This window comes from Vreelandella nanhaiensis (assembly GCF_003990185.1).
GTDB lineage: Bacteria > Pseudomonadota > Gammaproteobacteria > Pseudomonadales > Halomonadaceae > Vreelandella > Vreelandella nanhaiensis.
On record NZ_RZHF01000008.1, the window covers coordinates 91,375 to 115,874 of the forward strand.

Here is a 24,500-nt window from a genome sequence, read left to right on the forward strand (position 1 = left end):
GTGCTCCTAGAATTCCGGGCCAATGGAGAAATGCAGGCGAAAAGCATCTTCGTGATCGAAGGGATGTGCTACATCCAGGCGAATCGGTCCCACGGGAGATATCCAGCGGACCCCAACCCCTGCCCCGGTTTTTAAATCATTAGGCCCCCAGTTATCAAAGGCATCACCGACATCAATAAACGTGGCTCCCCACCAGTTATCTTTGACACGGCGTTGATACTCAAGGCTTGAGGTAAGCATCTGTTGGCCGCCTCGCAAGCGGCCTTCGGCATTGCGGGGTGAAAGACTTTCGTATGAGTAGCCACGAACGCTCCGATCACCGCCCGCGAAGAAACGCAGTGAAGGTGGCAGTTTGGAAAAATCATCCGTTTCAATGGCCCCAACGCTCAAACGCGTCGAAAAACGATTGTCATTACCAATAGTACGTATCCACTCGGTATCCCCGGTTAAGCGGGTAAACTTGGCGTCTGAGCCCCAAACTCTGTCTGAGTACTCCACCGAAAGCTGCTGGCGATCCCCCCAGAGCGGAAAGCGCTGAGGACGAGTTCGCGCTCTTGACCACTGTATTCCCGGGTAAAAGAGCCATACCTGGTCCGCCTCGCCGCCCTGGGTAAAGTCTTCATAGGTGGTGCGAAAATAGATAGTCTGCACCCAATCATTGTCAAACAGCCAACGACGGCCAAGCTCAACCCCAGCTTCCAGGGACCGGGTGTCGCTGTCATCAATATTACGAATCCCGTATTGTAGCCGGTAACTGTCGCGCAGTGGATCTTCAAGGGGAATATTGTAGACGCCGGTGAAGCGCTGCTCCGGCGCTGAAAGATATAGGTCGTGGTCCAGACTATGACCATAACTATTGATCCATGGTTGATGCCAGCTAAACCGTAACCGCGGGCCCACATCGGTAGCATAACCAATACCGACTTCGAACTGATGGCGGTCGGCAGGCTCAACGTTTACATCAATAGGCAGACGAGTATTATCACGCTTGTTGAGCATGAGCACGCTGGCAAGGGCTGCACTGCTGATTAATGGCCTCGTTGGCTGGGTCGCAGTAGCTTCACTAAACCATGGGTCGCCGCCGCCCTGGGGCGTGATGGTAAGTTCTTGAGCGGTTTCCAATCGGGGGCGAACGGTAACGGATCTGAACCAGCCTGTCTCAGCCAAACGCTGATTGTAAGTGGCCAGCGATTCGGCAAGATACGGCTCGTCATCTTCGTAGGTTTGTAAATTCTGCAAACGCTCAGGATCGATATGGCTACCTGTAATATAGGTATTGCCAAACCGGTAGCGGGGGCCGCTATCGAAGTCCATATAAAGCCTGGCGCTTTGCAGGTATGGGCGGACCTCCATGCGTCGGTCAGTAAAGCTCCAATCAAAGTAGCCGCGCTCTATCGCTAACCCGGAAAACTGTGATCGTAGGCTATCCCAAGGAGCATGACGCAATGGCTCGCCTTCACGCAAAGGAAAGTCGTCCAGCGCATCCTTGAACGGAGGATCGTCTTTGGCATCGCCTTCGACATTAATCGAAAGTACTTCTATCTCAATGCGCGGGCCAGGCTCGATGGCTAACCTGACGGCTGGCTTGAGCTCAATCTTGATATCCGGTTCGTAGTAGCCATACACCCGCATGGCTTCCTGGGTACGGCTACGGATCTCACCCTCCAACCGGACGTCGGTGTACTGCTTTTCATCAATACTTTCCAGGTAAGCACTGATATTCTCCTCAATATCCCCTTCTACGCCGTTAATTTCGGCGGTTAGCGCGCAAGCAGCTGGCACGCTGGCAACGTATAGGGGGAGTGCCATAAAACAAGCCGCGTAAGCAGCTGAACGCCATCGCTGTTGTCTTCCCATACATAAAATCCCTTTTAAATCAGCGACTAGATGGCCGTCTTATAACATAACCAATTATCTAAGCATCTCGATTTGGGCGCTGAATGCTAATTGAGCCTGACGCAGCTGGCGTATATCACTTTCAAGCGCCGTTATGCGCTGGTTCCACTGCTGCTCAAAGTTCGCCACTTGTTCTTCATAAGAGGATACTGACTCTAACTGTAGCGTATTTAACTCGGTTTCCAGCATATTAAAGCGCTCGACAACCGCATCATTTTGGGCAGTCAACTGCTCTTCAAGCGTACGGCGCAATTCGGCCGACTGCTCTTCTAGTGACGTTAGCTGCTGGGTAGTGTTCTGTTTTAAATAGTCGACCTCTTCAACCAGCCCCTGCCTAGCTGAAACGCCTGTCTGCTCCAAGGCATCAAGCGAAGTACGCAGTGCAGCCAGCTGGCGATCACGCAGCTCGGCGTGCTCCTCAAAGGTGCCAAGGCGCTCAGTGAACGACGCGAGTGCGTCGCTTGATACCTGCTCTTCGTTATTATCGGTAAGCACGCCGTATATTTCTTCACGTGTATTGGTTAACGCGATGGATAGCTGCTCTTGCTCTTGAAACAGCGTCGTCATCTGCGCTTGCATAAACGCTATTGTATCCTGTACATCCAGATCGCCTGAATCGAGCCGGGCATGAACATTGGAGGTTTCGCCGCTAATCCGATGAATTTCAGAGAGTAGCTCCTCACGCTCCAACCATGCCGCCGCAGAGACGGCTACTAGTAATACAAAAAGGATGAACACCGCGAGCCATAGCGGCCACACACGCGGCCCCTTTCGATGGCGTAAATGCTGGGCCGCTAAGCTTTGGTCCACATCCGGAACAATGCGTTGAGATGGCGTCGAATTGGGCATGACGTTTCCTCAAAAAGACGTGGGATCGGCGCGACGACCAATACCGCGGTACTTTAACCCGCAGCTGGCAACAAAGGTAGGATCGTAGATATTTCTGCCATCTAGCACGAGTTTAGCGCTTAACATTGAAGCCAGACGATGCCAATCGGGGTTCCAGTATGACTTCCATTCGGTTACCAGCATGAGTGCATCGGCACCTTCACATGCTTGATAGGGATCCTGATCGAAGGTTTGCAGGTCTTCCCGCTGACCCACGAGCTGATGCAGCGCACTGGTAGCCGCTGGATCGTGGAGTCTAACCTTGGCACCCTGTGCCCATAGGGCTTCCAAAAGCGTTAGTACCGGAGCGTGGTCGATGCGTGCTGTTCCTGGCTTGAAGGCTGCCCCCCAGATAGCCACTGTCTTACCGGCAAGCTCACCCTCGAAATGAGCCCATAACTTACGAAAGAGGGTCTCTTTTTTGTGCTCGTTAATATCCATCACCTGCTCAAGCAGTGCAGAGTAGCGCCCGCTTTTGGATTGCACATCGGCCAGGCGCATCAAGTCGCGCGAAAAATTGGGGCCGCCAAACCCACAGCCTGGGTACAGGTATTCAAAGCCAATACGGGTATCGGCGCCCATTCCCTGGCGGACATGCTCGACATCCACTCCTAGCGTATCGGCCAGACCAGCGATTTCATTCATATAGCTGATGCGTGTGGCCAGCATGCCGTTGATGGCCAGCTTGGTCAGCTCGGCCGCTCGGCGTGGCATGGGCTGAAAAACTTCCTGACGGCGATTGAAGGCGCGTAGAAGTTCGCGCACAACCTGCTCCCCATGAGCATCATCACAACCCAGCAGCCAACGTGTGGGCCGAGTGAAGGACGCCCAGGCACGGCCTTCTTCCAAGGTATCGGGCAAGGCAACGCTACTGTGCTGCTCTCTCATGAGGTCGTGCAGGCGCTCTGTCTCACCCACTGGGAATGTTGAGTTGTTAATTAATACCACGCCATGCTGTATGGGCAGCTGAGGCGCTTGAAGTAACGCGCTGGCAGATTGGCGCTGGCTGGGAGAAAGAGCAAGCCAGATAATATCCGCTGTTGAAGCCTCATTGACCTGATCAATTAGACGCAGCGTTCCATCGGTCAGCGCCTGCTGGATGTGCGGCATCAATTCAGGCTCCCGGCGCAGCCAATCCGCCTGGGAAAGCGTCGCCCAGGGTGCGCTTTCATGAAGCAACCATTCAACCTGGTGACCTACCCATGCCAGAGCGGCGGCGGCCGTCACGGCACTTAGCTCGCTGCCATAGAGTAATACGCGCATCTACCAAACTCCTTGTGCGGCGGAAATGCGAAAAGATATCGCTATAAAATTCATACAATGGTCCTTTTTATGCGTTCTGACCCAGGAGTGGTTAGAATGCCCATAATACTGAACGATTGAGTGGATGCCACTCGTCACTTGACACCAATAGCCAGACTGGATGGAAAATTTCTATCTACGGCTTACTGACCATGGGAGTCAACACATGCAAGCGACACCTCAGGATAGCACTGCTGGCCGCTACCAAGACAATGTCGATGTAGCAGAAGTTGCTAAATTTGAAGCACTTGCTAGCCGCTGGTGGGATCCAAAAAGCGAATTCAAGCCGCTGCATGAGATCAATCCTCTACGCCTTAACTTTATTGACGCCCGCGCGGGGCTGGCCGGCAAAAAGGTACTCGATGTTGGCTGTGGTGGCGGCATATTAAGTGAGTCCATGGCGCATCGCGGTGCGCACGTGACTGGCGTTGACTTGGGTGAGGCGCCACTGGCCGTTGCCCGACTGCATGCTGAAGAGAGCGGCGTATCCGTTGATTATCAGCATATCAGCGTTGAAGCACTGGCGGCCAAGCAGCCAGGTCACTTTGATGTAGTGACCTGTATGGAAATGCTTGAACACGTGCCCGACCCAGCTTCGGTTATTCGTGCCTGCTGCGCGCTGGTAAGGCCCGGTGGATATGTGTTTTTCTCGACACTTAACCGCACCCCAAAATCCTACGCCTTTGCGATCCTGGGTGCTGAGTATGTGCTTAAGCTATTACCACGTGGCACCCACGACTACGCCAAGTTCATTCGTCCTTCTGAAATGGCTGCTTGGTCACGTGACGTTGGGCTGGAAGTGCGCGAGCAAACGGGCCTGACTTACAACCCCCTCACCCGCCGCTATCGTCTGGTAGCCAATGATGTGTCGGTCAACTACATGATGTATTGCCGTAAAGTGAGCCAATAATGTCAAAGACTGCACCGCTTGCGGTATTGTTTGACCTTGATGGCACCTTGGTGGATACCGCCCCTGATCTTGCACGAGCAACCAATGCTTTGCGTACTCACTATGGGTTGGCGCCACTGCCTTACGAACAGATCCGTCGGCAGGTTTCCAATGGTGGCAGTGCACTGGTAACGCTGGCACTGGCGCTTGAGCATGGCACGCCTGAACATGATACTGCGCGGCAGTTCTTGCTGAATAGCTACGCAGAGGCCGTGGCCGTTGATAGTCGGATATTTGATCCACTGGATCAGTGGCTGATGGATTGGCATGGAAGCCAACGACCCTGGGGAATTGTGACCAACAAGCCTCGGATATACACAGAACCGTTACTTGAAGCGCTGGCGCTGGCGCCTGGGGCGCTGCTCTGTGCAGACGACCTGAGCGTCAAGAAGCCCCATCCCGAACCCTTATGGGAGGCCGCGCGCCGGTTAGGCGTAGCGCCTAGCGAGTGCTGGTACGTAGGTGATCACGTGCGGGATATGCAGGCGGCCAAAGCGGCCGGGATGACCGCCGTAGCCGTTGGCTATGGGTATATCAGTGAGGAGGATGATTACCAGCAGTGGCCAGCCGATCTATGGTTTGAGACATGCTCGACGCTAGTGGAAGCGCTTAGGGCCTTTAACCTCGCGAAATAAGGCTTAAGTACTCAGGTCTAATGGCCTGAGTATGCACGGTTACTCTATGCACTGACACGCGGTGGCTGAGCATCAAACTTTTGCCCGCTGACACCTGCACTTTCAGGCCCCATCAGCCATAAGTAAGTCGGCATGATGTCTGCAGGGGTACGCAGCGTGGCAGGATCTTCACCTGGATAAGCACTGCGCCGCATCTGTGTACGTGTAGCGCCTGGGTTTAAGGTGTTAACGCGCAAATGGGTCTGACTTTCAAGTTCGTCAGCCAGTACTTCCATAAACCCTTCTGTGGCAAACTTGGAAACCGAGTAGGCCCCCCAGTAAGCCCGCCCTTTCCGGCCAACGCTTGATGAGGTGAAAATAACCGAAGCGTCTTCAGATTTTTCCAGCAAAGGCAGCAATGCCTGCGTCATCCAAATCGGGCCGTTGATGTTTACCTGCATTACCTGTTCCCACAACTCTGGATCATATTGCGAAAACGGCGTGATTCGGCCTAGCAAGCTGGCGTTGTGCAGGAGCCCATCCAGGCGGCCAAACTCATTGTCGAGCGTTTGGGCCATGTCATGAAAATCTGCCAGAGTTGCACCTTCAAAATTAAGCGGAAAAATGGCCGGTTGTGGCCCACCCGCCGCTTCAATTTCGTCGTAGACCCGCTCCAGCTTTTTAATGGTACGACCCAGCAAAATAACGGTCGCACCATGACGTGCGTAACTTAAAGCGGCCGCACGGCCGATACCATCGCCAGCCCCTGTTACCAGAATGACTCGGTTTTCAAGCAGATCAGGCGGTGCTTGATAGTCGATTTTACAGCTCATGAAATTTCCTGAATACAAACAATCAATGCGCCGTTAGCCAGCGGATTGGCGAAGAAAATCATTGGCCAGCCCTGCCGCACTACTTTGCGGGTAGTCATCACGTACCTGCTCTAGCAGCTCGCGGCTTTTCTCGGCTTCCCCCTGACGAGCTTTAACCAGCCCAAGCTTGTAAAGCGCATCGGGTACTTTACTGCTGCTGCCAAACTGTTCAATAACACGGCCAAAGGCAGCATCAGCTTCGCTTAGCTGGCCTTCTGCGGCGTAAAGCTCACCCAGCCAGTAGTGGCCATTGGCAGCAAGGCTGCTATCAGGATGCGCCGCTACAAATTCTTCAAATGCTTTGATGGCTTGATCAAACTGGCGCGCCTGAACATGAGCGAAAGCGGCCTGATAGTCTGCTTGGGCATCTTCACTGATATTACGCGTTGAGGGGGCGTTAATCACTTCCTGAGCGGCTTCTGGCTCGACCTGAGGTGTCGCCTGCTCAAGTTGCGTTGGCCCGCTGTTCATCAGGCGGTCTTCGATATCTAGATATTGCTGCTGGGATTGACGCTTCAACTGTTCAAGCTGGTGGCGCAACTCTTCAATCTGCCCACGCAGTTGCTGGATTTCCTGCTGGTGCTCTTGTACCTGATTAAACAGTACAAGATTACCGCCAGTAGACTCCTGACGCTGGGTCTGTTGATAGAAGCCGCTGGAATTACCCGAAGAAAGATCTTGAACGAGCGGCTGTTGGGCAACCGCCGTGAGTGGCAATACGGACAGCGGGAGCACTAAGGCTCCCGCACCGCACAGCCTCTCAAAATAGCGTTTGAGACTGTGAATCATGACAACTCCGTAGATAACATCGGCGTGCCAGCAGATCAGGCACGCCAACGGTATCAGTAATTAAATACAACGCGACGGTTTTGAGAGTAAGCACTTTCCGTTTGGCCGCTGGCCGCAGGACGCTCTTCGCCGTAGCTCACAACGCTCATTTGTGAATTGGAAACGCCCTGAATGTTCAGGAAACGCTGAACGGCACGAGCACGACGCTCGCCCAGAGCCATGTTGTATTCACGGGTACCGCGCTCGTCGGTATGTCCGTGCAATACAACCTGTGCATTTGGGTTGGCGCGCAGGTACCGTGCATGCGCCATTACCGCAGATTCATATTCGCTTTTGATGGTGTCACGGTCGTAATCGAAGTAAATGGTACGTACTTCAGGAATACGAGAATCAGCTTGCTGACCAGCACTTGAACCAGAACCTGTGGTAGAACCGTACTGACCACCGGTACCTGCGCCTGACGTGCCTGCGCCCATGCTACTACCATCCTGGCTTCCGTAAGAATCACCATCCTGGGTTCCGCCGGTGCTGGAACAGCCAGCGATTACAACGATAGATAACGCTACTGCCAATGAGCGAGCCAACGGCTTAAGTTGCATAATCAGACTCCTTGCCTGAAAGAAAATTAATACTATTTATCATCAATTTAAAAATGGTGACCATGCGGGATCGCGCACATCACCTTGTGCTGCAGGAAGCCGGAATGACGACCGCCCATCGGCAGAAACGGCACTCAGCACCCCGTTGTTACCCTGTTGGGTAGCGAAGATTACCATGGTCCCGTTCGGCGCAACACTAGGAGATTCATCTCTTGTTGAATCACTTAGTACGACTAGACGGCCACCATCTAGGTCCTGGCGCGCTACCTGATAACCGCGGCTTGAGCGGTGTACTAAAAAGATCTGATCGCCTTCGGGTGAATAGCGTGCCCGCGCGTTGTAATTACCTGTAAACGTTAAACGTTTTGTTTCACCAGTGCCTAACGTGTGCTGGTAGATCTGGGGGCCACCGCTACGGTCAGAGGTGAACAGCAGACTGCGTCCATCCGGCGACCACGCGGGTTCAGTATCAATACTGTTGCTATTGGTAATACGCTCAATGGAACGGTTGGCGATATCCATGATGTAGATTTCAGGCTGCCCATCTTTAGATAACGACATGGCAATGCGGCGGCCGTCCGGCGACCAGCTTGGCGCTCCATTGATGCCATCAAAAGACGTTGCCTGCACGCGCTGCCCCGTTGCCACATCCTGAATATAGATAGCCGGACGCTCGCTTTCAAAGGATACATAGGCAAGCTTGCGCCCATCAGGTGACCAGGCGGGCGACATGATTGGTTGATCAGACGTTAATACCTGTTGGCTGTTGTGCCCATCAGCATCGGCAACATAAAGACCGAACTGCATATTATCGCCAAGGCCCTGTGCTGTGATGTAAGCGATACTGGTCGAGAAAGCACCACGAATATCGGTAATCGCTTCAAAAATCTGATCACTGATATAGTGGGCGGCACCCCGCAAGTCGTTGGCATTCGCGGTAACCGTTTCACCGATCATTTGACGTTGACCGCTGATATCCATCAAGTCAAATTGCAGCTGGTAACTGTTACCCGTTTGCTGGACGCGCCCCACTACCAGATAGCGCACATCAAGCGAGCGCCAAGTGCCAAATTCAACGTCATCGGCCTGGCTTGGCTTTTCAAACATGGCGCTGCGCTCAAGCGGATCAAACAGCCCGCTGCGTTCAAGATCATCCTGTACAATCTGGGCAATATCTTCTGACATGCCCTCGTTGCCTGCAAAAGGCACTACCCCGATCGGTAGGGCTTGGTCGCTCCCCCGCGTAATTTCAATGGTCAGTTGGGCACTGGCCGCACTGCTAATGAATAGCAGCGCGCAGAATAACCACACTTTGCTCAGTATTTGCATCAGCGAACATCCCCCGGGGTAAATCGCAAATTGATTTGACGTAAGTTTCGTTGCTGGTCCGCTGGCAAATCTCTCAATTCGCTAAACGGAGCAGCCTGTTCAACAGCTTGAATAGCAGACCGATCAAAAGCACTATCGCCACTTGATGTCGCAATCGACGCTGCAAGCAGCTCTCCCGATGGGCCTAAGCGTATTTGAAGCGTAGCACTCAATGAATCGCTTGCTCCAGGCGGTATCAGCCATGCCTGTTCGACAGCACGACGTACAATATTGATAAAGCTGTTAGCTGCCTGTTGTGCCTGCTGCGCATTGGCCGCCGCTTCAGCTTCACCAGCTAACTGACGCTGCATGGCCGCCTCAGCAGCTTCTGCTGCCGCCTGTCGTTGGCGTTCGGCTTCGGCTTCGCGCTGGCGCTGTGCTTCCGCTTCCCGCTGCGCGGCTGCCTCTCGTTCGCGTTGTGCCTCAGCTTCACGCTGTTTCTGCGCTTCTATTTCCCGCGCGCGTTGTGCTTCGGCTTCAGCCTCTTTTCGAGCCCGCTCTGCTTCGGCGGCAGCTTCTGCCTCGCGTTGGCGTTGAGCTTCAGCCTCACGCTCACGCTGCTCTTGCGCTTCTTTTTCCCGCTGAGCTTTCGCTTCGGCCTCTTCTCGAGCGCGTTGCGCCTCTGCTTCACGTTGGCGTTCGGCTTCTGCCTGCTCTCGAGCCCGCTGCGCTTCGGCTTCGCGCTGACGCTGAGCCTCGGCCTCACGTGCCTCAGCCTGGGCTGCTTGTTCCTGAGCTATACGCTCAGCTTCTTCAGCACGCCGTTGAGCCTCTGCCTCGGCGGCCGCCTGGGCCTCTACAAGCGCCTGGGCCTCCTGTCGGGCAGCCTCTTCAGCGGCCTGCTGTTGTTCGGCTGCCTGAGTGTCCGGCTCCGGCTCGGCGGCTTCGGGCTCGCTTGTGTCTGGCGCCTCCACAGGTTCAGCCGCAGTGTTCATGGCTGCCTGCTGCTCGGTTACCTGCTGAGCTTGATCCGTAAAGGTTTCTGTACTGACCAAAGTGGCTTGCACAATGGATGATGAATCAGGTTCCGCTGAGCTGCTCGGCCAGTTAATCAAACTAAAAATGATAATAGCCAAATGCACGGCTACCGCGAGGATAGCAGGCAATGTATAGCCAACATCCTGCGGGTCCCTGGGTGTATCAGTTGCCATCAGTGGTTTGCCCTTAGCCATCTTGCGGCGGCTCTGAAAGCAGGCCGACATTGGCAACGCCGGAGCGCTGAAGTGTGCTCATCAGCAAGACGATCTGACCATACTGCACGCTGCGGTCACCGCGTACCATTACCGGTGTGCCTGGACGACGCTGCAAGATGGCCGCAACACGCTCCGACATTTGCTCAAGTGATACCGATGTCGAATCCTCACCCAGTGTAATGAAGTAACCTCCCTCGCGATCAACCGAAATAATGATCGGATCGCTATCCTGAGTGTCGATCGGCTCAGATGACACCTGAGGCAAGTCAACCTGGACACCTTGCGTCAGCATGGGAGCAGTGATCATGAAGATGACCAGCAGCACCAACATGACATCAATAAAGGGGACGACGTTAATCTCCCCCATCGGCTTTTTTTTGCCGCTGCGATTAAATGGACCTTGCATGACGAACTCCCTTAACTGGCGCTAGGCTTGCCGTCACGACCTTGCAGATTACGGTGCAGGATCGCATGAAACTCTTCGGCGAAGTCCTCGTATTTACCGAGTAAGCGAGACGCATTGTTGGAAAGACGGTTATAGAAGATAACGGCTGGAATCGCTGCAAAAAGGCCCATCGCAGTGGCAATCAACGCTTCGGCAATCCAGGGAGCAACGGTTGCCAGTGTTGCCTGCTGTGTCATGGAAAGTGATTGGAAAGAACCCATGATGCCCCATACCGTACCAAACAGTCCGATATAAGGGCTGGCTGAGGCAACGGTTGCCAAAAACACCAGATGCTGGGTCAAGCGGTCTTCCTCGCGGGACCAGGCCACACGCATGCTGCGCTGTACGCCCTCCAGCACCGTATCGGCATTGCGGGTTTTAGGCATCAAACGGTTAAACTCACGAAAGCCGGACTGAAACATATGCTCGGCGCCGTGACGTGGATCATCAGCAGGAATTTCCCGATAAAGTTCGTTTAAATCAACGCCCGACCAAAACGACTCTTCGAATTGGTTGTATTCCTGTTTGGCACGGCGCAGCGCAATGCTGCGCTGAAAGATCACCACCCAAGAGAGAATTGACCCCACCATCAGCAGCAGCATCACCAGCTGTACAACGACGCTGGCATTCATTATCAGGTGTGGGATGGACATGGTGTTATCGTTCACAGGTGCCCTCATCAATCTATTTACGTCGGTCATTACCGACAAAGTGGTGGTTTTAAGGTTACTCAACCGTCGTTAAGTATCCAGTCCTGCCTTAAAGTTTGCAGGCCAGGCTTTGGGCCGAAGGCGCTTCGCATCCAGGCAGGCTATCTCGACTGTCGCGCTGCAAAGGAGTTCCTGGCCACGCTTTACACGCTGTTCAAACGTTACACGGCAACGGCCTACGTCAGTAATGCTTGCGGTAACTTCCAAAGCCTCATCCAGGCATGCTGGTTTTGCATAGTGACAGGCTAAGCGATATACCACTAGCTGCGTGCCTTCGTCTAGCAACGTTTGCTGATCTAGACCTTGGGCACGAAGCCATTCACTGCGCGCCCGTTCCATAAACTTCAAGTAGTTAACGTAGTAGACAATACCACCCGCGTCAGTATCTTCCATATAAACACGTATGGGGATCGAGAACGAAGCACTCATGGACAAAGCACTCATGGCCGACGCTCTCCTTCCATATCGACTGAGTGCTCATTGGGAACACGATTGAAATGCAGCCAGGCCTGTCGCGTTACCGTGCGGCCTCTGGGTGTACGCATCATCAAACCCTGCTGAATGAGGTATGGCTCGATGACGTCTTCAATCGTATTACGCTCCTCACCAATAGCAGCGGAGAGTGAATCCACCCCTACCGGGCCACCCTCGAACTTGTCAATCATAGCAAGCAGCAGGCGCCGGTCCATATGGTCCAGCCCGTAGTGGTCCACATTGAGCATGTTTAGCGCTGCATCTGCCAGATCAACATCTACCGTGCCGTTACCTTTTATTTCCGCATAGTCGCGCACACGGCGTAATAGGCGGTTGGCAATACGTGGCGTACCGCGTGAACGGCGGGCCACTTCAATAGCACCCTCGTGGCTGGTTTCCACGCCCAGCAGGCGTGCCGAGCGGGTGACGATTTCGGTAAGCTCTTCAAGGCTATAAAACTCAAGGCGTTGAACAATCCCAAAGCGGTCACGCAGCGGCGAGGTTAAAAGCCCGGCCCGCGTTGTCGCCCCTACCAGGGTGAATCGGGGCAAATCCAGTTTGATTGACCTAGCAGCGGGCCCTTCACCGATCATGATATCGAGCTGAAAGTCCTCCATGGCTGGATAGAGGACTTCCTCAATTGCAGGCGATAGTCGATGTATTTCATCAATAAACAGCACGTCGCCAGGTTCAAGATTGGTCAACATGGCCGCCAGATCCCCTGCGCGCTCCAGTACCGGTCCCGAGGTGGACTTGAGTCCAACGCCCATCTCGGTGGCGATGATATTGGCCAGCGTTGTTTTACCCAGCCCCGGGGGGCCAAACACGAGGGTATGATCAAGGCTTTCCTCGCGGAGCCGGGCCGCGCCGATAAATATTTCCAGCTGCTCACGGACCCGTGGCTGGCCAATATAGTCATCCAGTCGCTTAGGGCGAATGGCATGGTCAATGCGCCCCTCTCCTTGCTCTGGTTCGGCAGTTATCAATCGATCATGTTCTAACATAGGGGCTCTTCTTGAATATCCGGCGGTCTACCTGACGTACGCTTAAGCAGCACTGTGACCAAGATCACGCTATTATCAACCGATCATGCGGCGTGTTAGTGCTGCCTTGATCAAGGCTTCGGTTGGCTGCTGAGGATCAAGATCTGCCAACATTTTGCTGGCTTCTGTCAGCTTATATCCCAGGCTTACCAAGGCGGATTCCGCATCAGCCAGGCTATTGCGGACAGGTTGGCCATTGGCTGCTTCCAAGGGAAGAGGCGCGTAAGAGCCATTTTCCCACTCTGGGAAACGATCACGCATTTCAATAATAAGCCGCTCAGCAGTTTTTTTACCTACGCCCGGCAGCTTGGTGAGCGCCTTGCTGTCGTCATCACGGACGCAGCGCATAAAGGCGTCTTCATCCATACCTGAAAGGATCGCAAGTGCCAGTTTCGGACCAACACCATTGACCTTGATAAGCGCTCGGAACAGCGCGCGCTCATGCTCACGGGCAAACCCGTAAAGCAGATGGGCGTCGTCGCGAATGGTCAAATGAGTATACAGTGACGTGCTCTCACCCAAGGAAGGTAGCGATACCAGCGTATTCATTGAAGTCTCAAGCTCGTAACCCACACCATGGACATCAATGACAATCCAGGGCGGTTGTTTTTCCAGCAGATAGCCACTTAGACGTCCAATCATAAATACGCTCTCGATAGTAAAAACAGGCGTTTACTATAATGCTACTCTGTACATGTGACCAGTAGTGTTACAGCCGCCAACGCCCGGTGGAAGCCCGCCGGCTGCGTCCACTGGAAGCAACAGGCAAGCTATTACGCGAATAGGCGTGGGTAAGCGCAATGGCCAGGGCATCGGCGGCATCTGCCTGGGGTGTGGCGGAAAGTTTTAACAGCGTCGTAACCATATGCTGTACCTGTAGTTTATCGGCCCCGCCCTGCCCGGTAACCGCTTCCTTGATACGCCGCGCGGCATATTCGGCAACGCTCAATCCATGGTTTGCCATGCATACCAGTGCTGCTCCCCGCGCCTGGCCAAGCTTGAGCGCCGAGTCGACATTTTTCGACACGAAAACGCGCTCAATGGCCGTATCCGTAGGCGAATACAACCCGACAACCTCACTCAACCCAGCATAAATCTGTGCCAAACGCTGCTCAAGGGGGCCATCCGAAGTGCGGATACAACCGCTGGCAACGTAGCTTGGCTTGCCGCCCTTCAGGTCAATAACACCGTAGCCGGTAATACGTGAGCCTGGGTCTATCCCGAGAATTCGCACCGGCAATCCTGTTTGTGCTCGATCCATGACGCTTATACTCTCTTTCTTAAACAAAAACACCGACGCTTCGGCGTCGGTGTTTTTGAGCGATGGAGTGTCAGATAGCCATTGGGCTCTGCGGCTATCCGATCAGTCGTCGACGTGTTACTCGGTTGCCGCCTCAGGCTTCACTTTCTGGCGTAAGCGAATATTTAGATCTTTCAGCTGATCTGGGCTGACTTCGCCTGGCGCGTCGGTCATCAAGCAGGCCGCGCTCTGGGTTTTCGGGAAAGCGATAACTTCACGGATAGTCTTGGCACCAACCATCAGCATGACTAGACGATCCAGGCCGAATGCCAGGCCGCCATGGGGCGGCGCGCCGTACTGAAGCGCATCCAGCAGGAAGCCAAATTTTTCCTGCGCTTCTTCTTCACCGATGCCCAGAATCTCAAACACGGTGCTCTGCATGTTCTGATTATGGATACGGATGGAACCGCCACCAAGCTCAGTACCGTTAAGCACCATATCGTAAGCGCGTGAAAGCGCCTTCGCTGGATCGGCCTTGAGCTCTTCCGGCGTACAGGATGGTGCAGTAAATGGATGGTGCAGCGGACTCAAGCGACCGTTATCATCGGCTTCGAACATCGGGAAGTCGACAACCCATAGCGGCGCCCAGGCTTGGGTGTACAGATCCAGATCTGCACCCAGCTTAACGCGTAACGCGCCAATAGCTTCGTTGACGATACGCGTTTTATCCGCTCCGAAGAAGATGATATCGCCATCTTCTGCACCCAGACGGTCAAGAAGCTCTTCAACGATGTTTTCCATGAACTTGACGATAGGCGACTGAAGCCCGTCAAGTCCTTTGGCACGCTCATTGACCTTGATCCAGGCCAACCCCTTGGCGCCGTAGATACCCACGAACTTGGTGTATTCATCGATCTCCTTGCGCGAAAGCTTGGCACCACCCGGTACTTTAAGCGCAGCTACCCGACCATCTTCAGCACTGGCGGGGCCAGAGAAGACCTTGAAATCGACCTGTTGCATAAGGTCATCAACGTCGGTCAGTTCAAGCGGAATGCGTAGATCCGGCTTATCTGAGCCAAAGCGGTCCATGGCTTCTTGCCAGGTCATGCGTGGGAATTCCGGAAGTTCGACATTCAGCACTTCCTGGAACAGCTGACGGATCATGGCTTCGGTAATGCCCATGATGTCGTCTTCTTCCACGAAAGAGGCTTCGATATCAATCTGAGTAAACTCAGGCTGACGGTCGGCGCGCAGGTCTTCATCACGGAAACATTTGGCGATCTGATAGTAACGATCGAAACCCGCCACCATTAACAGCTGCTTGAAAAGCTGCGGCGACTGCGGCAGTGCAAAGAAACTGCCAGCATGAGTACGGCTAGGCACCAAGTAGTCACGGGCGCCTTCTGGGGTGGCCCGGGTAAGAATGGGCGTTTCAATATCCAGAAAACCTTGGTTTTCTAAAAACGCGCGAACGCTGTGGGAAATACGTGAGCGCAGGCGCAGCTTTTCGATCATGTCAGGACGACGCAGGTCGATGTAGCGGTGCTTCAAGCGCACTTCTTCGCCTACCTTGCCATGCTCATCAAGCTGGAACGGCGGTGTTGCCGCAGTGTTAAGTACTTCTACCTCTTTCGCCAGCACCTCAATCATGCCTGTCGGCATATTGGGATTCTGGGTGCCTTCAGGGCGCAGTCTTACACGGCCGGTAATACGCAGGACATACTCACCGCGAGCGCGGTCGGCATTAGCAAACGCATCGGCAGTATCGGGGTCTACCACAAACTGAGCGATGCCATCGCGGTCGCGCATATCGAGGAAAATTACCCCACCGTGATCGCGACGACGGTGTACCCATCCGCAAACGGTGATCGTTTGATCTACCAATGTCTCGTTTAGCTGGCCGCAATAATGGCTGCGCATGTCAAATCCTGTTCTGTTACGTGGCAAATAAGGTGTCACGAGCCATTATAGGCTCAGACAGCCGCAACTTAGGCTGCGGCGCCTTTTGACTTGGAAGTAGTGTCACTTTTGGCGCTGGTACTGGAAGATGTTCCGTTTGCATCAGCTGCCAGGTTCTTCTTACTTCCCGTTTTGAAATCGGTTTCATACCAACCACCGCCTGCAAGGCGGAAGCCAGCTGCGGATACTAGCCGCTCCAGATCATTCTGGTTACATGCAGGACACTCTTTTAGCGGGTCTGCGCTAATTTTCTGCAATTTTTCCATGCGATGGCCGCAGGCCTTGCACTCATATTCATAGATAGGCATGTTGATAACTCCTGAAAAGCTCAACGACGACAGGATATTGGCGTATATAAACGCAGCCAGCTGCGAATATGTGGCCTGCCGAGATAAAATCCAAGGCTGCGGTTGATCAAGCGGCAATATTATACCCTTTTGTGCCCCCTGCCGAGCAAGGCTAACTGCTGCTCGGCAGTCATTGGAGAGAACAAAATGCCTCATGCAGTGATGCTAGATGCTAAAAGCCTCGGTCCGCAGATCGATTTAAGCGCAATTCGTGATGCGGTTACCCAACTTGATGTATTTGATCAAAGCTCTACCCAGCAAGCTAAAGAGCGCTTGGCTAATGCTGACATTGCTCTAGTTAACAAGGTCGTACTCGACGCAGAAACCCTGCAACAGCTGCCCTCGCTTCGCTTGATATGCGTGATGGCGACAGGTCTTAACAATATTGACCTAGACGCTGCCAAGGCACTTAACATCAGCGTCAAGAACGTGACTGCCTATGGCACTGCAAGCGTTTCCCAGCATACGTTAATGCTGATGCTGACATTGGCAAATAGGTTGCCGCAGTATCAGCGTGAGGTGGCAAACGGCGCTTGGCAACGTAGCGACTTCTTTTGCCTGCAGGACCACCCGACGCTGCAGCTGGCTGGCAAACGGTTGGTGATGGTTGGCCAGGGCGAGTTGGGCACGGAAGTGGCCCGCTTGGCAGAGGCATTTGGCATGCAGGTCACGTTTGCGGCCCGACCCGGCAATGAGGCGAATGATTCTCGCCCCCCATTAGATGCTCTACTGCCCGGGGCCGATATTATCAGCCTGCATTGCCCGTTAAATGCTGATACTCAGCATCTTATTAATCGCCAACGTTTAGCGGCTGCCAAATCATCACTTCTAGTGGTCAACTGCGCTCGCGGGGGCATTATCGATGAAACCGCAGCCCTTGAGGCGCTGCGCCAGGGCACTATCGGCGGCTTAGCTGTTGATGTACTGCCCGTAGAACCTCCTCGTGATGGCCACCCGTTGCTTGATGCCTTGTCAGAGCCGCTTAATCTTATCGTGACGCCACATAATGCCTGGATAACGCCGGAAGCACGCCAGAACATTATTGCACTAACTGCCAATAATATTGCCGAGTGGGAAAAGCAGAGCGCAACTACTGAGTAGAAAAGGTATCTGGCGCATGGTCTTGGGCTAGCGTTTCGTACTCAACATGGGTGACCCGCGCATTCGCGGGCCCCTGCCACAGCCATTCGCTTAGTGTTTTAACCTTCTCTCTATCGCCGCACATCAACACTTCAACCCGCCCATCAGCAAGGTTTTTGGCATAACCGGTTATATTGGCTTGTAGGGCCTGTTTCTGTGTGGCGCGGCGGTAGCCTACGCCCTGCACTTTTCCTGTTACCAATGCACGTAGATAGTAGCTTGTCATCACAGCTCACCTGAATCTTGGTGCGTATGGTGCTTGGGTCCACGTGGTTCAATCTCCAGCAACTCCTGTTTGACCAGCACGGCGCTATTGCGAGGAATAAGCTTTCTGCCTCGACACAATAGAAGAGAGCGTGTAAACGCTGCACCAAATAATAAAATAAGAGATGAGTAATAAACCCACAGCAATACCATGACGACCGACCCAGCTGCGCCGTACGTCGATGCAGTCGCGGTATAGGCCAGATAAACCGCAATCACGTTGCGACCGATAGTAAACAATACGGCGGTGACAACAGCGCCAATAAATACGTCTTGCCAGCGCAGTACTACATCTGGCAATACCTTGAAAATGGTTGCAAACAACAGGGTTACAACACCTAATGAAATAAGCGATTCCAGAGTTGTCGTGAAATAGCTCGCCAATGGAACAATATCGTTGGCCATTTGGAGCATACTCCGCAATACCACGCCCAACACGAGTGAAACCAGCAAAATAAAGCCAATAGAAAGCACAACGGTGAGCGATAGCAACCGGGTTTTAATAAATATAAACATGCTGTTGCTGGTAGGTTTAGCGGTCACTCCCCAGATGGTGTTCAGCGAAAACTGCATTTGTGCAAAAACTGTTGTGGCACCGATTAAAAGCGCACCAAAACCCAATAAGGTTGGCAGTAAACCCGATTCTTCGATTCGTGATTGGGCAACCGCATCTTCAATAGCAGAAGCCACGTCAACGCCTAGTGAGCCTTGTAATTGAGCAACAATTTGCCCTTGCGCTGCGTCTTCCCCTAGTACAACACCAATCACCGTCACAGCAATAATGATCGTGGGGGCCAGCGAGAACAACGTATAAAAAGCCAGCGAGCCAGCATAGCTAAATGCATTGCGCTCAAGCCAGAGCGCTATTGCATCCTGTATTACCTTTCGCCAAAACGTGAGGGCGCTTTTAATCATATTCATTCCCTTGAGTTAATTTAACGATTTCTGTATATGAATCAGCTTATCAGCATATTGAATGCGAGCGCAGTGCGCAGTATTGATCACATTGCACGCTATAACCTCCCCATTCATAATAGTTTTTTATTAACCAAACGCCCAAGGAAGTACCATGGCTTTTGATGCTAAACGCTCTATGCCTACCTATGCCTTTGACTGTTTGGTATTTATTGGACGCTTTCAGCCTGCTCACCTGGGCCATTTAGCCGTTATCCGCGAGGCACTTAAACAGGCACGGCAGGTGATTGTACTGGTTGGCTCGGCGTGGCAGGCGCGTTCACTGCGTAATCCCTGGAGGTTTGAAGAGCGCCAAGCAATGATTCGCTCGGGGTTTGATGATTCCGACAATCAGCGGTTGGAAATAACGCCGCTACTTGATGCATTATATAATGACGATGTATGGGTAAGAGATGTACAGCGTAAAGTGCGCGACTTGGCAGTGCCTACCAGTGCAAGGTTGCCAAGGATTGGTCTGATTGGCGCAAGCCGGGGGCAATCCAGCTACTATTTGGCGCTTTTTCCCCAGTGGGAGTCCGTTAGCGTTCCCTTGGTGGAGGGAATATCGGCCAGCCAGATCCGTGAGAGGCTGTTTCGCTCGACCAGCTCAGCCGATGACTATTTGAGTACTGGGGCATACCACAACTTACCCCCGAGCGTAGTTGATAGCGTCAGTAATTTTTGCCAAGGTGATGCTTATACTCAGCTGCTTGAAGAGCAGCAACTACTTGAGCAGTATCACCGAGCCTGGGCTCAGGCGCCCTATCCCCCGATCTTTGTTACCGTAAATGCGGTTGTCGTTCAGTCAGGTCATGTGCTTTTGGTGCGGCGTAATGCGGCTCCAGGAAAAGGGCTATTCGCACTTCCGGGCGGATTTATCAATCCTCATGAGCGTTTACTGGATGCGTGTATGCGCGAGCTGAGAGAGCGGCTGCGCCTAAAAGTACCCGAACCGGTGCTAAAAGGCTCACTGCGCGGACAGCGGCTTTTCGACGAGCCCCACCGCAGTTGGCGGGGCCGCACGCTCGCAGAAGCTTTTTACTTTGCATTACGGCCGGATCAGCAGTTGCCGCGCCTTAAGCCAGCCAAGGGCGGTGACCATGCACGCTGGGTTGCATTGGCAGATCTGGAACCCGAGAGCTTGTTTGAAGATCATTTTTTTATCATTCAGAACTTTCTGGGCTTGCCCGCCGACTTTGGTACTTAGCCCTAGCGATCATGCTTGTAAAAAATCTCGTGGAAGCTTCATCATTTGCCGCCAGAGCTTCTCAACGCCAGGCTTATGTACCAAAGAACAGCGGTAAAGGCGAATTTCAAGCGGTATATCCCAGCTTTCATCCCCTGCTCTTACCAAGCGCCCACTTTTAAGCTCCTCTCGGATACAGAAATCCGGGATCCATGCGGCCCCAATACCCTGAAGCACCATGCCTTTCAAGCCTTCCGCCATGGCGGTTTCATAAACGGTGCGTAATTTCATCCGTAATGGGTCGTTTTTAAGCAGCATACGTACGCTGCGACCTAAAAATGCACCTTGGGTATAGGCCAGATAAGGAATCGAAGTATCGTTTTGCAGCGAAAAACACGGCTTACCTGTTTCATCAGGAAGTGAAACCGGCAGCATCTTAACCTTGCCTATCGAAAATGAGGGAAACACTTCAGCATCCAGCTGCATGGTGGCGAAGGGATCGTAATAGGCAAGCATGAGGTCGCAATTACCCTCGCGCAGTACATGAATAGCTTCCCCGACATTCATGGCTACCAAGCGAGTAGGCAGCTCACCAAGACCTTTTTGTAAACGCGATATCCAAGGAGGGAAAAAACTCAGTGCCAGCGAGTGGGCAGCCACAATATCAAGTGCCTCATTGGCGATCGAAAGCCCGCGCAAATGGCCCAACGATTCATTGAGCTGCTCGACCAGATTGCGCGCGGTTACCAAGAACAGCTGCCCTTCCGAGGTAAGTCCTACGGGTGTGGTGGAGCGGTCTACAAGTGTTACCCCAACGGCTTGTTCTAATGCTCGAATGCGTCGACTAAATGCTGGCTGCGTGACATGACGCTGACGGGCGGATGCAGAAAAGCTGCGTGTATTTGCAAGCGCAACAAAATCTTCAAGCCATTTTGTTTCAAGATTCACCCCACACTCCTCTGCCTACTAATTTAACTATGCTTTATTCGGTTAACTTTACTTACTGTATAGGTGACATTAAATAAGCCGCCCGGGATATCACTTTTTTCCATAAAGGCCGCTGCTGGATTTCATCAATAGTAATGCGGCGGCACTGAGCGAAATCCTCTTCCAACATTTGATATACCTGTTCTGCAAAAGCAGGGCTGGGAATAAACGCAGTAATTTCAAAGTTCAGCCTGAACGAACGATTATCTAAGTTTACCGTACCTACTGTCGCTGCTTCATTGTCGATCAGGATCACTTTTTGATGTAGAAACCCAGGAAGATAACGGTATATTTTTACTCCTGCTTTTAACATATCAGGCAAGAATGAAAAGGCTGAGAGAAACACCAGCAGATGATCAGGGCGCTCAGGAATCATGACTCGAACGTCAAGCCCACGCATGGCAGCTAGCCGTAATGCGTCCTGAACCCCCTGATCCGGCACAAAATAAGGGCTGGTTACCCATAATCGATGGGTTGCGCTGTGAATCAGCTGCTGAATTAACAGACTGGCGGTATCTTGTTTATCCGCTGGTCCTGATGGCACGATAACGACATGATGATCAATATCGGAATGGCTTTCGGTCCGCCAATTCAGGCTAGCCACCTCACCCGTTGCCCAGTGCCAGTCCTGCCAGAATGCTTCCTGCAGACCTAGTACGCTAGGCCCTTCCAGCATCAAATGAGTATCCCGCCAAGGGCCATGTCTTGGGTCCTGCCCCAGGTATTCTACGCCTACATTGAACCCGCCCAGCCACCCTTGCTTGCCATCAATCACGGCAATTTTACGGTGGTTGCGAAAATTCAGTTGAAACCGATGTTTAAATCCACGTGAAGAGCGAAACGGACTAACGGCAACATCTTCAGCGGCCAGCTCTTTCAAATAGCCTTCGTTAAGTTTGCGGCTACCCACTTCGTCATACAAAAAATACACACGCACACCACGGCGAGCAGCTTTTAAAAGGTGCTGATGAAGTCTACGGCCAAGTGCATCATCACGGACAATAAAGAATTGCAGCAACAAGTAGTGCTCTGCCCTGTCAATACCTTCGAACAGACTCATGAAGGTGGCTTCACCGTCAATTAACAGTGTGGCGTTATTGCCTCGCGTCAACGGCATCATGGCCAGCTGTTCAACTGCCTGAATATCAGAATTCACAGGAGGCGCCAGGAATGGCCGTGCGCTCTCCTGGTAGCGGGCTAATACACGCCTAAGCACATTGTCGCGCTCTCCTCTGGCCATCACATAGCCGTAAAAACGCGGCCGCCCAAAAAACCAATAGGCAGGTAATGCCACATAAGGAAAGGTGAAAAGCGAGATAATCCATGCGATGGCGCCTTGCGATGTCCGACTCGACATCAGCGCCATAATGGCCGATACAATCCCCAGAAGGTGTATCAGCATAATGCCCGTCCCTAGCAACCAAGAGGCCATACCCACTCCCCATCAAGCGTATTAATATTCCAACAGCGTTTGTGACTGATAAAAATACACAAAAGCCCCGTATTGGCGGGGCTTCTGTGGGTTCATCTCACAGCACAAACGCCGTTACGCCGTTTGAGCAATGATCTCTTTCCACTTCGCGGGCCCAGTTTGGTGCACTGATGTTCCAAGACTATCAACTGCTACCGTCACCGGCATATCTTCAACTTCAAACTCATAAATGGCTTCCATGCCCAGGTCCTCAAAACCCACCACACGAGATTTTTTAATTGCCTGTGCCACAAGGTAAGCCGAGCCGCCCACCGCCATTAAATAAACGGCTTCGTTATCACGAATGGCTTCAATAGCTTCCAAACCGCGTTCTGCTTTACCAACCATTCCCAGAAGGCCCGTCTGTTCGAGCATGGTGCGGGTAAATTTATCCATACGGGTGGCTGTGGTCGGACCAGCAGGGCCAACCACTTCATCACCAATAGGATCAACCGGGCCTACGTAATAGATAAACCGGCCTTTCATATCTACCGGTAACGGTTCGCCTTTGGCGATCATATCCACCATACGCTTATGAGCCGCATCACGCCCGGTCAACAACTTACCGTTGAGCAGCAACGTATCGCCCGGCTGCCAGGTTTTCACCTCTTCAGGCGTTATGCTGTCCAGATTGACACGTTTTACATTACCCCCAGCTTTCCGGGTAATTTCCGGCCAGTCTTCAAGCTTGGGAGGCGCTAATGCCGCCGGGCCGGAGCCATCCAGCGTAAAGTGTGCATGCCGAGTGGCGGCACAGTTAGGGATGATAGCAACGGGCTTGTTAGCCGCGTGGGTCGGGTAATCCTTGACCTTGATATCCAGCACTGTGGTAAGCCCACCCAGACCCTGAGCGCCAATGCCGCTTTTATTGACCTTGTCAAAAAGCTCCAGGCGCAGCTCTTCAGCACGATTACTGGGGCCACGCGCCTGAAGATCCTGAATATCGATAGGATCAAGCAGCGCCTCTTTGGCAATTTCCATCGCTTTTTCTGCGGTACCGCCAATACCGATGCCCAGCATACCCGGAGGACACCAGCCAGCACCCATTTTGGGAAGCTGCTCCATTACCCAGTCAACGACGCTATCGGAAGGATTCAGCATCGCAAATTTGGATTTGGCCTCGCTACCGCCACCCTTCGCCGCCACGTGGATATCCACTTTATCACCAGGCACCAGCTTGTGATGAATGATGGCCGGCGTATTATCCTTGGTGTTCTGGCGCTTACCATCCGGGTCTGCCAATACCGAGGCTCGCAGCACGTTATCCGGCAACAGATAAGCCCGGCGAACGCCTTCGTTCACCATATCGTCAAGGCTCATGTCAGCTTCCCAGGTAACGTTCATTCCCACATGAACGAACACGGTTACGATGCCGGTATCCTGACAGATGGGACGATGGCCGGTGGCGCACATTCTTGAATTGATCAGAATTTGTGCGATAGCGTCTTTAGCGGCAGGGTTCTGCTCGCGTTCATACGCGGCATTCATCGCGTCGATGAAATCTTTCGGGTGGTAGTAAGAGATATACTGCAGAGCATCGGCAACGCTTTGAATCACGTCGTCCTGGCGAATCACGGTCATGGAGTAACAGCTCCTTGGTTTTCGTCTTTTCTACGACCATTTTACCTATATGGAAATGGCCGTTTAAGCGTGCAAGGAGTATACCGTATTGGCCTACAAGCGGCAGCTTCTACCGTATGCTGGTAATGTGCACTTAAGTCTATGCTAATAATTGAAAGTATAAATTAAAATAACGGTATAAATTAATTATCGGCTGACTCGCAAGTTCGGGAAAGGCGAACCAGGTATC

At 52.9% G+C, this 24,500-nt stretch carries 25 protein-coding genes; 4 read left to right on the forward strand and 21 right to left on the reverse strand.

Features of this window, described 5'->3' with window-relative positions; all coding sequences use genetic code 11:
- Nucleotides 1-6: 6 nt before the first annotated feature.
- The 3 genes from tamA to ELY38_RS07170 are packed head-to-tail and all read right to left on the reverse strand — an operon-like array spanning nucleotide 7 to nucleotide 4,047.
- Complete coding sequence (gene tamA / locus ELY38_RS07160; protein WP_127060902.1) at nucleotides 7-1,857, reverse strand: autotransporter assembly complex protein TamA; 1,851 nt, start codon at nucleotides 1,855-1,857, stop codon at nucleotides 7-9.
- A 54-nt stretch (nucleotides 1,858-1,911) separates the two neighbouring features.
- Nucleotides 1,912-2,745, reverse strand: coding sequence for a hypothetical protein (locus ELY38_RS07165; protein WP_127060904.1), 834 nt, complete (start codon nucleotides 2,743-2,745; stop codon nucleotides 1,912-1,914).
- Between the two features lie 9 nt (nucleotides 2,746-2,754).
- Entirely contained in the window at nucleotides 2,755-4,047 is a 1,293-nt protein-coding gene (locus tag ELY38_RS07170) for a nucleotide sugar dehydrogenase (protein ID WP_127060906.1), read from the reverse strand.
- A 205-nt stretch (nucleotides 4,048-4,252) separates the two neighbouring features.
- On the opposite strand from ELY38_RS07170, the gene ubiG reads away from it, so the two are divergent.
- Nucleotides 4,253-4,996: a bifunctional 2-polyprenyl-6-hydroxyphenol methylase/3-demethylubiquinol 3-O-methyltransferase UbiG gene (gene ubiG / locus ELY38_RS07175; protein ID WP_127060909.1), complete on the forward strand. Its 744-nt coding sequence runs from the start codon at nucleotides 4,253-4,255 to the stop codon at nucleotides 4,994-4,996.
- Nucleotides 4,996-5,670, forward strand: coding sequence for an HAD-IA family hydrolase (locus tag ELY38_RS07180; RefSeq protein WP_127060911.1), 675 nt, complete (start codon nucleotides 4,996-4,998; stop codon nucleotides 5,668-5,670). The genes ubiG and ELY38_RS07180 overlap by 1 nt, the downstream gene beginning before the upstream one ends.
- Before the next feature lie 44 nt (nucleotides 5,671-5,714).
- Here ELY38_RS07180 and ELY38_RS07185 read toward each other — a convergent pair whose 3' ends face one another.
- From ELY38_RS07185 to ELY38_RS07245, 13 genes are all read right to left on the reverse strand, one after another.
- Nucleotides 5,715-6,482: a YciK family oxidoreductase gene (locus ELY38_RS07185; protein WP_127060913.1), complete on the reverse strand. Its 768-nt coding sequence runs from the start codon at nucleotides 6,480-6,482 to the stop codon at nucleotides 5,715-5,717.
- 33 nt (nucleotides 6,483-6,515) lie between these two features.
- Nucleotides 6,516-7,310, reverse strand: a complete 795-nt coding sequence (ybgF, locus tag ELY38_RS07190; protein WP_127060915.1) for a tol-pal system protein YbgF — start codon at nucleotides 7,308-7,310, stop codon at nucleotides 6,516-6,518.
- A 53-nt stretch (nucleotides 7,311-7,363) separates the two neighbouring features.
- Nucleotides 7,364-7,909 carry a peptidoglycan-associated lipoprotein Pal gene (pal, locus tag ELY38_RS07195; protein WP_127060917.1) on the reverse strand — a complete coding sequence of 182 codons (546 nt, stop codon included), beginning with the start codon at nucleotides 7,907-7,909 and terminating at the stop codon, nucleotides 7,364-7,366.
- A gap of 42 nt (nucleotides 7,910-7,951) precedes the next feature.
- Nucleotides 7,952-9,238, reverse strand: coding sequence for a Tol-Pal system beta propeller repeat protein TolB (gene tolB, locus ELY38_RS07200; RefSeq protein WP_127060919.1), 1,287 nt, complete (start codon nucleotides 9,236-9,238; stop codon nucleotides 7,952-7,954).
- Nucleotides 9,238-10,428: a cell envelope integrity protein TolA gene (gene tolA, locus ELY38_RS07205; protein WP_127060921.1), complete on the reverse strand. Its 1,191-nt coding sequence runs from the start codon at nucleotides 10,426-10,428 to the stop codon at nucleotides 9,238-9,240. Before tolA ends, tolB begins: the two co-directional genes overlap by 1 nt.
- Nucleotides 10,429-10,441: 13 nt before the next feature.
- On the reverse strand, nucleotides 10,442-10,876 hold the full coding sequence (gene tolR / locus ELY38_RS07210; protein ID WP_127060923.1) for a protein TolR: 435 nt from the start codon (nucleotides 10,874-10,876) through the stop codon (nucleotides 10,442-10,444).
- Between the two features lie 11 nt (nucleotides 10,877-10,887).
- Complete coding sequence (gene tolQ / locus ELY38_RS07215; protein WP_246009085.1) at nucleotides 10,888-11,568, reverse strand: protein TolQ; 681 nt, start codon at nucleotides 11,566-11,568, stop codon at nucleotides 10,888-10,890.
- Between the two features lie 87 nt (nucleotides 11,569-11,655).
- Nucleotides 11,656-12,054: a tol-pal system-associated acyl-CoA thioesterase gene (gene ybgC, locus ELY38_RS07220; RefSeq protein ID WP_127061132.1), complete on the reverse strand. Its 399-nt coding sequence runs from the start codon at nucleotides 12,052-12,054 to the stop codon at nucleotides 11,656-11,658.
- An 11-nt stretch (nucleotides 12,055-12,065) separates the two neighbouring features.
- Nucleotides 12,066-13,103, reverse strand: coding sequence for a Holliday junction branch migration DNA helicase RuvB (gene ruvB / locus ELY38_RS07225; protein ID WP_127060927.1), 1,038 nt, complete (start codon nucleotides 13,101-13,103; stop codon nucleotides 12,066-12,068).
- 75 nt (nucleotides 13,104-13,178) lie between these two features.
- Nucleotides 13,179-13,784, reverse strand: coding sequence for a Holliday junction branch migration protein RuvA (ruvA, locus tag ELY38_RS07230; RefSeq protein WP_127060929.1), 606 nt, complete (start codon nucleotides 13,782-13,784; stop codon nucleotides 13,179-13,181).
- Between the two features lie 67 nt (nucleotides 13,785-13,851).
- On the reverse strand, nucleotides 13,852-14,403 hold the full coding sequence (ruvC, locus tag ELY38_RS07235; RefSeq protein WP_127060931.1) for a crossover junction endodeoxyribonuclease RuvC: 552 nt from the start codon (nucleotides 14,401-14,403) through the stop codon (nucleotides 13,852-13,854).
- A gap of 117 nt (nucleotides 14,404-14,520) precedes the next feature.
- Nucleotides 14,521-16,302, reverse strand: coding sequence for an aspartate--tRNA ligase (aspS, locus tag ELY38_RS07240; protein WP_127060933.1), 1,782 nt, complete (start codon nucleotides 16,300-16,302; stop codon nucleotides 14,521-14,523).
- A gap of 68 nt (nucleotides 16,303-16,370) precedes the next feature.
- Nucleotides 16,371-16,649, reverse strand: coding sequence for an FmdB family zinc ribbon protein (locus ELY38_RS07245; RefSeq protein WP_127061134.1), 279 nt, complete (start codon nucleotides 16,647-16,649; stop codon nucleotides 16,371-16,373).
- Between the two features lie 186 nt (nucleotides 16,650-16,835).
- On the opposite strand from ELY38_RS07245, the gene ELY38_RS07250 reads away from it, so the two are divergent.
- A complete protein-coding gene (locus ELY38_RS07250) occupies nucleotides 16,836-17,789 on the forward strand; it encodes a D-2-hydroxyacid dehydrogenase (RefSeq protein WP_127060934.1) in 954 nt (317 codons plus the stop codon).
- Here ELY38_RS07250 and yccX read toward each other — a convergent pair.
- Together yccX and ELY38_RS07260 are read right to left on the reverse strand one after the other, a co-directional pair.
- A complete protein-coding gene (gene yccX / locus ELY38_RS07255; protein WP_127060936.1) occupies nucleotides 17,779-18,054 on the reverse strand; it encodes an acylphosphatase in 276 nt (91 codons plus the stop codon). The genes ELY38_RS07250 and yccX overlap by 11 nt on opposite strands.
- Nucleotides 18,054-19,007: a YihY/virulence factor BrkB family protein gene (locus ELY38_RS07260; protein WP_127060938.1), complete on the reverse strand. Its 954-nt coding sequence runs from the start codon at nucleotides 19,005-19,007 to the stop codon at nucleotides 18,054-18,056. Before ELY38_RS07260 ends, yccX begins: the two co-directional genes overlap by 1 nt.
- Before the next feature lie 154 nt (nucleotides 19,008-19,161).
- On the opposite strand from ELY38_RS07260, the gene ELY38_RS07265 reads away from it, so the two are divergent.
- The gene (locus ELY38_RS07265) at nucleotides 19,162-20,253 is read left to right on the forward strand and encodes a bifunctional nicotinamide-nucleotide adenylyltransferase/Nudix hydroxylase (protein WP_127060939.1); all 1,092 of its coding nucleotides are present in this window, start codon (nucleotides 19,162-19,164) and stop codon (nucleotides 20,251-20,253) included.
- Between the two features lie 9 nt (nucleotides 20,254-20,262).
- On the opposite strand, the gene ELY38_RS07270 is transcribed toward ELY38_RS07265, so the two are convergent.
- From ELY38_RS07270 to ELY38_RS07280, 3 genes are all read right to left on the reverse strand, one after another.
- Nucleotides 20,263-21,180 (reverse strand): LysR substrate-binding domain-containing protein, encoded by a 918-nt coding sequence (locus tag ELY38_RS07270; protein ID WP_127060940.1) that lies wholly within the window; start codon nucleotides 21,178-21,180, stop codon nucleotides 20,263-20,265.
- Nucleotides 21,181-21,232: 52 nt separating this feature from the next.
- Nucleotides 21,233-22,651, reverse strand: coding sequence for a cardiolipin synthase (cls, locus tag ELY38_RS07275; RefSeq protein WP_127060942.1), 1,419 nt, complete (start codon nucleotides 22,649-22,651; stop codon nucleotides 21,233-21,235).
- 114 nt (nucleotides 22,652-22,765) lie between these two features.
- Complete coding sequence (locus ELY38_RS07280; protein WP_127060944.1) at nucleotides 22,766-24,271, reverse strand: fumarate hydratase; 1,506 nt, start codon at nucleotides 24,269-24,271, stop codon at nucleotides 22,766-22,768.
- Nucleotides 24,272-24,500 lie beyond the last annotated feature (229 nt).

Excerpts from the sequence above, each read along its gene's own strand:
- tamA (WP_127060902.1), bottom strand. The coding sequence starts at position 1,857 with ATGGGAAGACAACAGCGATGGCGTTCAGCTGCTTACGCGGCTTGTTTT.
- ELY38_RS07165 (WP_127060904.1), bottom strand. The coding sequence starts at position 2,745 with ATGCCCAATTCGACGCCATCTCAACGCATTGTTCCGGATGTGGACCAA.
- ELY38_RS07170 (WP_127060906.1), bottom strand. The coding sequence starts at position 4,047 with ATGCGCGTATTACTCTATGGCAGCGAGCTAAGTGCCGTGACGGCCGCC.
- ubiG (WP_127060909.1), top strand. The coding sequence starts at position 4,253 with ATGCAAGCGACACCTCAGGATAGCACTGCTGGCCGCTACCAAGACAAT.
- ELY38_RS07180 (WP_127060911.1), top strand. The coding sequence starts at position 4,996 with ATGTCAAAGACTGCACCGCTTGCGGTATTGTTTGACCTTGATGGCACC.
- ELY38_RS07185 (WP_127060913.1), bottom strand. The coding sequence starts at position 6,482 with ATGAGCTGTAAAATCGACTATCAAGCACCGCCTGATCTGCTTGAAAAC.
- ybgF (WP_127060915.1), bottom strand. The coding sequence starts at position 7,310 with ATGATTCACAGTCTCAAACGCTATTTTGAGAGGCTGTGCGGTGCGGGA.
- pal (WP_127060917.1), bottom strand. The coding sequence starts at position 7,909 with ATGCAACTTAAGCCGTTGGCTCGCTCATTGGCAGTAGCGTTATCTATC.
- tolB (WP_127060919.1), bottom strand. The coding sequence starts at position 9,238 with ATGCAAATACTGAGCAAAGTGTGGTTATTCTGCGCGCTGCTATTCATT.
- tolA (WP_127060921.1), bottom strand. The coding sequence starts at position 10,428 with ATGGCAACTGATACACCCAGGGACCCGCAGGATGTTGGCTATACATTG.
- tolR (WP_127060923.1), bottom strand. The coding sequence starts at position 10,876 with ATGCAAGGTCCATTTAATCGCAGCGGCAAAAAAAAGCCGATGGGGGAG.
- tolQ (WP_246009085.1), bottom strand. The coding sequence starts at position 11,568 with ATGTCCATCCCACACCTGATAATGAATGCCAGCGTCGTTGTACAGCTG.
- ybgC (WP_127061132.1), bottom strand. The coding sequence starts at position 12,054 with ATGAGTGCTTCGTTCTCGATCCCCATACGTGTTTATATGGAAGATACT.
- ruvB (WP_127060927.1), bottom strand. The coding sequence starts at position 13,103 with ATGTTAGAACATGATCGATTGATAACTGCCGAACCAGAGCAAGGAGAG.
- ruvA (WP_127060929.1), bottom strand. The coding sequence starts at position 13,784 with ATGATTGGACGTCTAAGTGGCTATCTGCTGGAAAAACAACCGCCCTGG.
- ruvC (WP_127060931.1), bottom strand. The coding sequence starts at position 14,403 with ATGGATCGAGCACAAACAGGATTGCCGGTGCGAATTCTCGGGATAGAC.
- aspS (WP_127060933.1), bottom strand. The coding sequence starts at position 16,302 with ATGCGCAGCCATTATTGCGGCCAGCTAAACGAGACATTGGTAGATCAA.
- ELY38_RS07245 (WP_127061134.1), bottom strand. The coding sequence starts at position 16,649 with ATGCCTATCTATGAATATGAGTGCAAGGCCTGCGGCCATCGCATGGAA.
- ELY38_RS07250 (WP_127060934.1), top strand. The coding sequence starts at position 16,836 with ATGCCTCATGCAGTGATGCTAGATGCTAAAAGCCTCGGTCCGCAGATC.
- yccX (WP_127060936.1), bottom strand. The coding sequence starts at position 18,054 with ATGACAAGCTACTATCTACGTGCATTGGTAACAGGAAAAGTGCAGGGC.
- ELY38_RS07260 (WP_127060938.1), bottom strand. The coding sequence starts at position 19,007 with ATGATTAAAAGCGCCCTCACGTTTTGGCGAAAGGTAATACAGGATGCA.
- ELY38_RS07265 (WP_127060939.1), top strand. The coding sequence starts at position 19,162 with ATGGCTTTTGATGCTAAACGCTCTATGCCTACCTATGCCTTTGACTGT.
- cls (WP_127060942.1), bottom strand. The coding sequence starts at position 22,651 with ATGGCCTCTTGGTTGCTAGGGACGGGCATTATGCTGATACACCTTCTG.
- ELY38_RS07280 (WP_127060944.1), bottom strand. The coding sequence starts at position 24,271 with ATGACCGTGATTCGCCAGGACGACGTGATTCAAAGCGTTGCCGATGCT.